This is a genomic window from Microcystis sp. CS-574 (assembly GCF_028329095.1).
Lineage (GTDB): Bacteria > Cyanobacteriota > Cyanobacteriia > Cyanobacteriales > Microcystaceae > Microcystis > Microcystis ichthyoblabe_A.
Window position 1 is genome coordinate 1 of sequence record NZ_JAQMSY010000048.1, and the last position, 9919, is coordinate 9919.

Annotated in this window: 14 protein-coding genes and 1 pseudogene; 6 read left to right on the forward strand and 9 right to left on the reverse strand. The window is 44.4% G+C overall.

Annotated features, from left to right (window positions below; all coding sequences use genetic code 11):
• Together PN470_RS03255 and PN470_RS03260 are read left to right on the forward strand one after the other, a co-directional pair.
• On the forward strand, window positions 1–325 hold a 325-nt coding region (locus tag PN470_RS03255), incomplete at its 5' end, for a DUF2887 domain-containing protein (protein ID WP_272103645.1).
• Window positions 318–1136, forward strand: a complete 819-nt coding sequence (locus PN470_RS03260; protein ID WP_272103647.1) for an Rpn family recombination-promoting nuclease/putative transposase — start codon at window positions 318–320, stop codon at window positions 1134–1136. The genes PN470_RS03255 and PN470_RS03260, both read left to right, overlap by 8 nt.
• A gap of 66 nt (window positions 1137–1202) precedes the next feature.
• Here the strand turns inward: PN470_RS03260 and PN470_RS03265 are convergent, their stop codons facing one another.
• Genes PN470_RS03265 through PN470_RS03280 form a run of 4 tightly spaced genes read right to left on the reverse strand, consistent with a single transcriptional unit; the run spans window position 1203 to window position 3854 of the window.
• Window positions 1203–1340 carry a hypothetical protein gene (locus tag PN470_RS03265; protein WP_238142351.1) on the reverse strand — a complete coding sequence of 46 codons (138 nt, stop codon included), beginning with the start codon at window positions 1338–1340 and terminating at the stop codon, window positions 1203–1205.
• 31 nt (window positions 1341–1371) lie between these two features.
• Window positions 1372–2550: an LL-diaminopimelate aminotransferase gene (locus PN470_RS03270; RefSeq protein ID WP_271938285.1), complete on the reverse strand. Its 1179-nt coding sequence runs from the start codon at window positions 2548–2550 to the stop codon at window positions 1372–1374.
• Between the two features lie 17 nt (window positions 2551–2567).
• On the reverse strand, window positions 2568–2930 hold the full coding sequence (locus tag PN470_RS03275) for a thioredoxin family protein (protein ID WP_004161974.1): 363 nt from the start codon (window positions 2928–2930) through the stop codon (window positions 2568–2570).
• Window positions 2931–2975: 45 nt separating this feature from the next.
• Window positions 2976–3854 (reverse strand): ABC transporter permease, encoded by an 879-nt coding sequence (locus tag PN470_RS03280; RefSeq protein ID WP_002774855.1) that lies wholly within the window; start codon window positions 3852–3854, stop codon window positions 2976–2978.
• 198 nt (window positions 3855–4052) lie between these two features.
• Between PN470_RS03280 and PN470_RS03285 the strand changes: the two genes are divergently transcribed.
• The 3 genes and pseudogenes from PN470_RS03285 to cobT all read left to right on the forward strand — a co-directional run bounded on the left by PN470_RS03285 (window position 4053) and on the right by cobT (window position 5786).
• A complete protein-coding gene (locus PN470_RS03285; protein ID WP_002739069.1) occupies window positions 4053–4286 on the forward strand; it encodes a hypothetical protein in 234 nt (77 codons plus the stop codon).
• A pseudogene (locus tag PN470_RS03290) lies at window positions 4274–4685 on the forward strand (type II toxin-antitoxin system VapC family toxin). The gene PN470_RS03285 and the pseudogene PN470_RS03290 overlap by 13 nt, the downstream one beginning before the upstream one ends.
• Window positions 4686–4712: 27 nt before the next feature.
• Window positions 4713–5786 (forward strand): nicotinate mononucleotide-dependent phosphoribosyltransferase CobT, encoded by a 1074-nt coding sequence (gene cobT / locus PN470_RS03295; protein WP_103111780.1) that lies wholly within the window; start codon window positions 4713–4715, stop codon window positions 5784–5786.
• 187 nt (window positions 5787–5973) lie between these two features.
• Here cobT and dps read toward each other — a convergent pair whose 3' ends face one another.
• The 5 genes from dps to PN470_RS03320 form a co-directional block, all read right to left on the reverse strand.
• The gene (dps, locus tag PN470_RS03300) at window positions 5974–6507 is read right to left on the reverse strand and encodes a DNA starvation/stationary phase protection protein Dps (protein WP_103111779.1); all 534 of its coding nucleotides are present in this window, start codon (window positions 6505–6507) and stop codon (window positions 5974–5976) included.
• Window positions 6508–6765: 258 nt separating this feature from the next.
• Complete coding sequence (locus PN470_RS03305; protein ID WP_002739431.1) at window positions 6766–6993, reverse strand: type II toxin-antitoxin system HicA family toxin; 228 nt, start codon at window positions 6991–6993, stop codon at window positions 6766–6768.
• Between the two features lie 2 nt (window positions 6994–6995).
• Entirely contained in the window at window positions 6996–7202 is a 207-nt protein-coding gene (locus PN470_RS03310) for a type II toxin-antitoxin system HicB family antitoxin (protein ID WP_002739432.1), read from the reverse strand.
• 93 nt (window positions 7203–7295) lie between these two features.
• Entirely contained in the window at window positions 7296–7646 is a 351-nt protein-coding gene (locus tag PN470_RS03315) for a hypothetical protein (protein WP_002739434.1), read from the reverse strand.
• 208 nt (window positions 7647–7854) lie between these two features.
• Complete coding sequence (locus PN470_RS03320; RefSeq protein ID WP_272103650.1) at window positions 7855–8586, reverse strand: glutathione peroxidase; 732 nt, start codon at window positions 8584–8586, stop codon at window positions 7855–7857.
• 224 nt (window positions 8587–8810) lie between these two features.
• Between PN470_RS03320 and PN470_RS03325 the strand changes: the two genes are divergently transcribed.
• Complete coding sequence (locus PN470_RS03325; protein WP_103111777.1) at window positions 8811–9761, forward strand: undecaprenyl-diphosphate phosphatase; 951 nt, start codon at window positions 8811–8813, stop codon at window positions 9759–9761.
• The last annotated feature ends 158 nt before the right edge of the window (window positions 9762–9919 follow it).

Here is a 9919-nt window from a genome sequence, read left to right on the forward strand (position 1 = left end):
AAAAAGACAGGACATTCTAGAATTAATTGAGACAATTCTCATTTATAAATTGCCCAAATTAAACCGTAAGGAGATAGAAAAAATGTTTAGTTTAAGTGATTTAAGGGAAACTAAAGTCTATCAAGAAGCTTTAGAGGAAGGCCGAGAGGAAGGCAAAGAGGAAGGCAAAGAGGAAGGCAAAGAGGAAGGCAAAGAGGAAAAAGCTCGACAAATTGCCCTAAAAATGCTATATGCTGGCTTTTCTATCCCAGAAATCGCCCAATTTACCGATTTATCCCCCGCAACTATCGAGCAATTACAAAGACAAAACGCTCACGATGTTTGATAATATTTGTAAATTTATTGCCGAAAACTTCTCCGATGATTTAGCCACTTGGTTATTGGGTTCTCCCCTCTCCTTAACCGTCCTCGACCCGACGGAATTACAATTAGACCCCATTCGTGCCGATTCTCTGATTTTTTTGCAGTCAGAGGAATTGATTCTCCATACCGAATTTCAAACCGACCCCGACTCCAAAATTCCCTTCCGAATGCTCGATTATCGGATTCGCGTCTATCGTCGTCATCCCCAAAAACAAGTGCGTCAAGTGGTAATTTATCTGCGACGCAGTGATTCCCCCCTAGTACAAGAAAATACCTTCCGTCTGGGGGAAACCTTTCATTCCTTCCAAGTCATCCGTCTTTGGGAAGAAAATACACCACAATTTTTCCATCATCCCGGTTTATTACCCTTTGCCGTACTTAGCAATACCGATGACCCCGAACAGGTGTTGAGTCTGGTGTCCCGTTCTTTAGAAACTATCTCCGAAAAACAGGTGCAAAGCAATCTCGCTGCCGCTACCAGTATTCTCGCCGGGTTAGTATTAAATCGAGAGACGATTAAAAATATTCTTCGGAGTGACATTATGAGAGAATCCGTCATCTATCAAGATATTTTAGAGGAAGGCGAGGAAAAAGGACTACAAAAAGGACGGCGAGAGGGGGAGGAAAAGGGACTACAAAAGGGTAAAGAAGAAAAAGCTCGACAAATTGCCCTAAAAATGCTATCTGCTGGCTTTTCTATCCCAGAAATCGCCCAATTTACCGATTTATCCCCCGACGCGATCGAGCAATTACAAAGGCAGCAGCGCAATTAAAGCTTTAATAACCGCAAAGGGTGGGAAATTAGCAAAATTTTGGCTCATCTCCCCACCCCACACCAATTAACGACGTTTAGCGAGGCCACACACCACTAAACCACCACCTAGTATGCCTAATCCGGTAATACCAGAAGGTTCGGGAGTGGACACATTACCAATATCACCCCGAATATCAGCAGCAACAAGGCGAAAGTTATCCATTGCAGCATAACCACTGCTTAGAATATCGGTTTTATCCCAAAAAAGCCCCAATTTTCTCCACGGCAGCCTCTAGAATATCGGGATCGTGAACTAAGGCAAAACGCACATACCCCTCACCACCCTTACCAAAACCAGACCCGGGGGAAACAGCGACACCAGTTTGGGCCACCAATTGCCGACAAAAATCGACGGAATTACCCGGCCAACTGGGGGGAATTTTCGCCCAAACGTACATAGTAGCGGCTGGAGTGGCAACCGGCCAACCGATGCGATTTAGGGCATTAATAAACACATCCCGGCGTTTTTGGAAGATAGCGACGGTTTCCTTGACCGAATCTTGATTACCGGTTAAAGCAGCGATCGCACCGTTGAGAATGCCCAAATACTGATTAAAATCAACCATGGCTTTAATCTGTCGCAAAGCCATAATTAACTGCGGGTTGCCAATGGCGAAACCGATGCGAAAACCGCCCATATTATAGGACTTGGAAAAGGTAAAAAACTCGATCGAATTAGTTTTATCTCGATCGGCCTGTAAAATTGACGGGGGGGGCGATGTTCCCTCAAAAAAGATGTCTAGATAGGGAAAATCGTGGATTAAGACTAAATTATGCTGACGGCAAAAATCAACCGCTTTTTGAAAAAATGCCAAAGGTGCGATCGCTGTGGTGGGATTATGGGGATAACTCAAGACCATCAGCTTCGATTGTGCCAGCACTAGGTCAGGAATGTCCTCTAAAACTGGCAGAAAGTCATTTTTTGCCAAAATTGGCATTCCGTAGATTTGACCGCCAGCAAGGGCAACACCGCCCAAATGGGAGGGATAACCTGGATCGAGCAGCAGGGCAAAATCCCCGGGGTTGAGAAGGGCCAAAGGTAGATGGGCCGTGCCTTCCTGAGAACCAATTAGGGGTAAAACCTCCGTTTCCGCATCGATGGGGACACCAAAGCGATCGCTATACCAGTTAGCGGCAGTTATTCGGAAGTCTCTGGTCCCATTATGGAGTAAATAGCCGTGGGTGTGAGGATCGTGGAGAGATCGCTCTATAGCATCGATAACATGGGGAGCAGCCCCAAGATCGGAGGAACCGAGCGAAAGATCGATAATGGTATTACCCGCTTCTCTACTGGCAGCTTTTGCCCGATCCATATCGGCAAAAACGTTGGATTGGAGTGCCTGTAAGCGGTGTGCTAGGGTTAAGTTATTCATAACCACAGATACCTAAATTAGCTGACATAGGTATCGATAAAAGATTGTAATTGTTGTTTGCCGATCGCCCCTTCATGAGTGGCAATAAGTTTTTTATCTTTAAAGATGCGTAAAGCGGGAACACCTTTCACATCACATTTAGCCACCGAGTTGGGGTTAGGGTCCACCTCTAGTTTAACTACTTTTAGCCGTTCGTCGTAGGTTTTGGCCACCCAATCGATCGAGGGGGACACCAAACGACACGGACCGCACCAACTCGCCCAAAAATAGACTAAAACGGGTTTTTCGACCTCAAAAACCTCTTGGTCAAACTTCTGATCGCTAATGACAGTTACGCTACTCACAGTATTTATTTCCTCGCCATCGTTACTGATCATCATAGGGGTTCTGGGTACTTTTCGGCAATTATCCAGTTCCACAGTTCCTCAAACATGAGGATCGAAGACATCGCGTAAACCATCACCGATAAAATTAATACTTAACACCGTGATCACGATAGCCAGAGCGGGAAAAATGACCAAATGGGGGGCAGTTGTCAAGTAATCTTTAGCTTTAAATAACATTTGTCCCCAAGTCGGCACATCGGGGGGGAAACCCAAACCCAAAAAACTCAGGGTTGACTCGGTAATAATCGCATTACCCACGGCTAAAGTGGCCGCCACGATAATCATTCCCAAAACATTAGGTAATAAATGCACCCAGATTAAACGGAAAGGAGTGGCCCCCAAAGCAATCGCAGCCGAGATAAACTCCATCTCTCGTAATTTTAAAAAATTTCCCCGCACCAATCTGGCCACCGACATCCAATTTAAACCCCCGATCACCAAAACCACGAGGATAAAAATACCCGTTTCCGGTCCGGCGATTTTTTTGATACTATCGCGAAATAGATAGACAATCAGTAAAAGTAGGGGTAATTGGGGCAAAGATAGGAATAAATCCGTTAATCGCATCAATAAGCCATCGATCGCCCCCCCGTAAAACCCGGAAATAGCCCCGATCGCTGTCCCCAGAATCATCGCGACTATCATAGCAGCAATGCCCACCGCCAGGGAAATTCGACCCCCCACCAAAATCCTCGCCAATTGATCCTGTCCCAGATCATTAGTGCCGAAAAGATGTTTTAAACTAGGGGGAGCAGTGGTTTGACTAAAATCAATGGTATCGATGGGGACCCGATAAAAAATCGGACCGAATAGGACGGCAAGAATAATTATAATTAATGCGATCGCTCCTATTGTTGCCAGGGGATCTCGGTAAAAACGTCGCCAAGTATCGATAATTGCAGAAGACAGGAGAGACATAAGCTGTTAAGTGTTTAAATTACTTTTTGAGACGAGGCACTCTTGCATTAGGGGAGATTCCGCTAATCTAAGAATAAACGGTTTAAATGAGTCTTTTTAGTCTGCTGTATTTTAGGTAAAATCTCAAGATGAGTCCCTTTATTGAAGGAACCGTTGTGTTATAGTATAACTCAAGTTCAGAAAATAGAGAGTAAAACTATGACTGTTAAAGAACTTATTCAAACAGCAATTGATAATTTACCTGAAGAACAACTAGATGAACTTTATCAATTAATTAAAAATTTCACCGCCAGCAAAAACAACTTATTAGAAGAAAAACCATCCTTATTCAAACGTCATTTTCCAGTTGAGAATATGGTGGGTAAAGCTAAAATACTAGGTGATATGGTCAGTCCTATTGTAGATGAAGAAGATTGGGAATGTCTGAAGTAATTGTGCTTGATACTCATATTTGGTTGTGGTTAATAAATGGCAATTTTGACAGATTTCCCGAGCATTGGCTAGAAAAATTTGAGTTAGCAGAATCTCTCGGAGTTTACCCCATTTCTTGCTATGAAATAGCCCTTGCTAACCAACGGGGGAGATTAGAATTAAGTTATCCCCTTCAAGAGTGGATTCAACAAGCTTTAACAGTAGCTAAAATAGATATATTTTCAATTACCCCCGAAATTGCCATTAGAGCCGTTAATTTATCTCCCATTCACAAAGATCCTTTTAGACCGTATTATTATGGCTACAGCCTTAGCATACGGGGCAAAACTGGCTAGTATTGATAACTTATTTTCTAAATATGTTGAAATCAAAGATCATCTCATGGAGAGAGGAAAATAGTAATAAGTAAGAGGACAAAATCAACAGATGATTAAAATTTACACGGAAATCGAACGGGGGCAAAATTGGTTAGAGCGCCATCAAAAATCTTGTCCGATATTTGCCCTAGTTTTGGGATTTACCGAGACGGGATTAATCCCCGGAATCTCCACCGCCGGTGCTACCCCGGAAGATAGAAAATATACAGCGATCGCCGATGCCGAATTTATCGTTAAAGGAGTTTCACCCCATCCCCGTTATCCCTTACCCCCCCTAACGGTGGGAGCCTCCCCCGCCTATATTACCCGCGCCGTGGTGGAAAAATTAGCCATTCCCGTCCTCGTTTTTAACGCCGGTTTACCCTTGCCCCCGGCCGTCGATTATATCGAACTGGGGGGACAACCGGCCCGTTGTCTCTCCACCGGCCGCGCCCTAGATATCCCCATAGTAAAACACCTGTTCGCCCAAGGACTAACCTGGGGCGAAAAACTAGCCCGCCAGTCTAGTTATCTAATTATCGGCGAGTGTGTGGTCGGTGGCACCACCACCGCCCTCGCCATCCTCACCGGATTGGGTTATCGAGCCAACGGCAAAGTTAACAGCAGCCATCCCCAGTGCAATCATGCTCAGAAACAGGCAATAGTTGAGCAGGGATTAGCCGGAAAAGAAATTTTTGATCCTTTTGAGGTAATCGCCGCCCTAGGCGATCCTCAGCAGATTTTCGTCGCTGGCATGGCCATCGCCGCCAGTGGGCAGGGTGGGGTACTTCTCGCCGGAGGAACCCAAATGTTAGCCGTTTCTGCCCTAATTCAAGCTCTAGTGACTAAATATGCCTATCCGGTTAACTGGGAAAATATCATCGTCGGCACAACTCGTTGGGTAGCGGAAGATAGAACAGGGGATACGGTGGGATTAGCCAGCCTGATCGGAAAAATACCCCTATTAGCCACACAATTAAACTTTTCCGCCTCTAAATACCCGGTTTTGCAAGCTTATGAACAGGGTTTCGTCAAGGAAGGAGTCGGTGCGGGGGGATGTGCGATCGCTGCTTATCTGTACCAGAATTGGACTAATCAAGATTTGGTCAAGGCGATCGAAAATTTAATCGGGTTTCAACTATAGTAGTTATAGTCATTTCAGATAAGTCTGATACAGTCTAGACCGACAAAATTCTTCAAAACCCTTATGAACTCTGGGATTGATATTCTCAATTTTAATTGAAATGACTATAAGTGATTGGCTACGTTTACCGATTACGAGAATTTAAGGTGTATTAAGCTACGTTAACACACCCCAAATTTATCTATATTTAACCGATAACATCTTCCGATTTAATCAGATGCGCTTCTAGGAACCAGAGACGTTTATCGATGTCCCGAGAGATTTCCGTATAGAGATCTGCTGTGTCGGCATCCCCTTGATTGCCAGTGGTATCAATCGCAGAACGAAGATGGGCGGCGTATAAGGCATAACGTTCGGCTAAAGCAACGATATGTTCACTACCATCGACGATATTAGCTGGATATTCTGGCAGAATCGAGTTAGCGGCAGCGATGCGTGCTGTTCCCAAAGCGGTTCCACCTAAAGCGGTAATCCGTTCTGCTACCATGTCCCCATAGCCTTCTAATTCCGTGGCCATTTCGTCGAATAGGCTGTGCAATTGGTAGAAATTTAAACCTTTTACATTCCAGTGGGCTTGTTTAACCTGAGTTTTTAGGTCTAAACTAGCGGCAAGGGTTTGGCTTAGGATTTCAACAATAGCTTTGCGGATATCTAATGCTAAATCGATGCGGGTGGCGTAGTATTGTCCCGTGGTTTTGGTTTTGACTGGAATGGCTACCATAATCTTTCTCCTTGATCAGTTAACAGAATACTCGATAATTTTTGTGGGTGCATAAGGGACTGATTTTGATCCTATTGGACGTTGATAATAAACTGAAAAACGGCCAATTAATTCGGAAAACAAGTAGCTGATAACTGATACTTCCAATGCGCTCAGTACAAGTAACGGCTCGAATCAGCGGCATCAGACAACCTTGAACTGAGCATCAGCAGCCTTCGTCCGTCTGCTGCACTCGAATTGTCAGACCTCTCTTATCGCTCATCTCATGCCAGAAACAAATTCTTGTACCGTAATTCCAGCAGTACGAATAAGACTACGAAGCGTACCCTTTGCCACTTCACGATGATCAGGAACAGAGAGTGTTACCTGTTCGCCCTCCTTAACCATGATAATATGGCTGGCACTTTGACGCGCAACTTGCCAGCCGAAGGTTTCAAATACTCGGACTACCTCACGTCCGCTGAGAACAGGAAGAGCAGAGGACATGATTATGCCATTACCTCTACTTGGTGAGTTTCAATCGTTAGGGGTAGCCCACGTTCTGCACGAACTTGAAGGCAGGCGATAATTGCATCTCTGATATTTTCAAGAGCTTCTGCTCTCGTTTTACCTTGGCTGACACAACCCGGAATGCTGGGGCATTCTACAACCCAAACTCCATCTTCGTCACGGTCAAGTGTTACAGTCAACTTCATAAGTTTTCACCACAATCTCCCCGCTTATAGTTTACCTCGTGTTCTCACCTACCTATTAGTGGATGACAAGAACCTTCAGTAATCAAAGCTACATCAAGGAAGATACCGAATTGGGTTTTGCCCACCTTCAGCAAACTCAACCCAATTTACGGATGTTGCCCCTATGTACTGAACATGAGTTAATCGAATGTCGTATCGACCTTCCCTGTCTGCTGGCTCTGCACCAGCATGGTTCGCTATGTACAAATTATTCGCATTATTCTCATCATCACGATGATAAAGAATAATACGGTCAACTTCACGATTGGGATCGATCTTCCACTGACCCGTTGAACCAGTGTTGTCATCGTGGAGAACAAAGTGTTTTCCCTCTGTAAAGATAACGACTACCTTTTCATTTGGCTTTATGAAGTCACGGGCTTTCACAAAATCAGCAATTCTCATACTTGTGAGATACAAAGTTTCTGGTTTTAGTTAGGGAACAGGCAACAGATGGTGTACTTTATAAGACTGAGAAACGCTATAAATGATTAACGAAATACATCAGACTACAATCACACCCAACAAAAAAGCTCTAACTTGCCCGGGCAAAACCTCTCACAGATATCTCTCCAGTTGCAATGGAAAGATAACTTGAGGTCTAACTGATTGATTATGCTCCCAAATAAGCCGCTAATTCTTCCGAACCGCCAATTAATTGGCCGTTAATGAAGACTTGTGGGGTGGTGGTATTGCCACTCATGGCCCGCAGAGAACGACTGGTGGCATCGCGTCCGAGGATAATTTCTTCGTATTGTAGCCCTTTTTCTTCTAACATTTTCTTGGCCCGGAGGCAGTAGGGACAGCCCACTTTCGAGAAAAGAGAGACTAAAGGCGGTTTTTTGGCTTCTGGGTTGATGTGGTGTAACATCGTTTCCGCATCGGAGACTTTGAAAGGATCTCCCGGTTCTTCCGGTTCGATGAACATTTTCTCGATAACACCATCTTTGACTAGCATCGAATAGCGCCAAGAACGTTGACCGAAACCTAAGTCAGCTTTATCGACTAACATCCCCATTCCTGCGCTAAATTCGCCGTTACCGTCGGGAATCAAGACGACATTATCACATTCTTGATCTTTTGCCCACTCGTTCATGACAAAGGTATCATTCACCGACAAGCAAACAATAGCATCTACGCCATTTTCCCGAAAAACTGGGGCTAATTCGTTATATCCGGGTAAATGGGAGGTGGAACAGGTGGGAGTGAATGCCCCGGGTAAGGCAAAAAGAACAACGGTTTTTCCTTTGAATAATTCCTCGCTGGTGATGTTCACCCATTGATTATTTTGACGTACAGGAAAGGTGACATCGGGAACTCTCTGTCCTTCTCGGTTTGGTAGCATAATCTTCAACTCCTAATTACTAAGTCGTACTCATTTCGAGTTTGTCTAAATTAAGTGTACTCATAACGACTATGAGTTGTCAACAAGTATTTATACTTAAATTAGGAGACAGGAGACAGGAGATAGGAGATAGGAGAATGGGAAATAGACAAAAGGCAGTAATATTGATTAGTTAATTTACCTAACCCCCCACACCCAACACCCAACCCTTTTTTTACTGAAAAATGATGTTTTCCTTCCTGAAAAAAAGCTATAAATGGCTAGGACTAGCGATAATAACGGTGATTTTGGCGATTACACCCGCCGTCATTGCCCAATCAACCACTAGCACCATACCTCTGGCAAAAATTAACTGGTTACAGGCGATTTTTTTGGGATTTGTGCAGGGAGTGACGGAATTTTTGCCGATTAGCAGTACCGCTCATCTAAAAGCGATTCCCGTCTTTTTGGGTTGGGGAGATCCCGGTGTCACCTATACAGCAGTGATTCAATTGGGCAGTATTGCGGCGGTATTGTCCTATTTTTGGCAGGATTTAAGGCAAATATCCACGGGAATGGTGAAAGCGGTGGCTAGTTCCGATTATCGTTCCCAGGATTTTCGTTTAGCCGTGGGGATTATCCTAGGCACAATTCCGATCGTTTTCTTCGGTTTGTTAATGAAACTTTTCATTCCCGATTTAGATAATTCCCCCCTGAGAAGCATGACAGCGATCGCCAGTGCCTCCATAGTCATGGCTTTACTCTTAGGTACGTCCGAAAAAATCGGGAAACATAAACGCAGTTTCGAGACTTTGCGACAAAAAGACGGGGTTTTAATGGGATTAGCCCAAGCTTTAGCGCTCATACCGGGGGTATCTCGTTCTGGGTCCACCTTAACTGCCGGGTTATTCATGGGTTTAGAAAGGGCCGTAGCGGCGCGATTTTCCTTCCTGTTGGGGATTCCGGCGATAACTTTAGCCGGTTTAGTGGAATTTAAAGGAGTTCTCGACCAGATTAACACCAGTGAATTAATTCCCCTCGCTATTGGGGTAATTTCTTCGGCGATATTTTCCTATCTTTCGATCGCTTGGTTATTAGATTATCTCAAAAAACAGAGTACCTGGGTTTTCGTCTGGTATCGTCTCTTTTTCGGGGTTGCTATCCTGATTGGTGTGGCCTTGGGGCGTTTTTCCTGACCTTTTGGCATTCTAATTAGGGTTGGCTGAATAATGGTAAAAACCTTACAGGAAAGGGCTTTTAGCTTGATTGAGAGCTTCCCAAATGCACTTAAATCTGCTAGAATCTCTTAAAACCCTTGCATCACCCTTGCATCTTCTCTAATTAGTGCTAATGT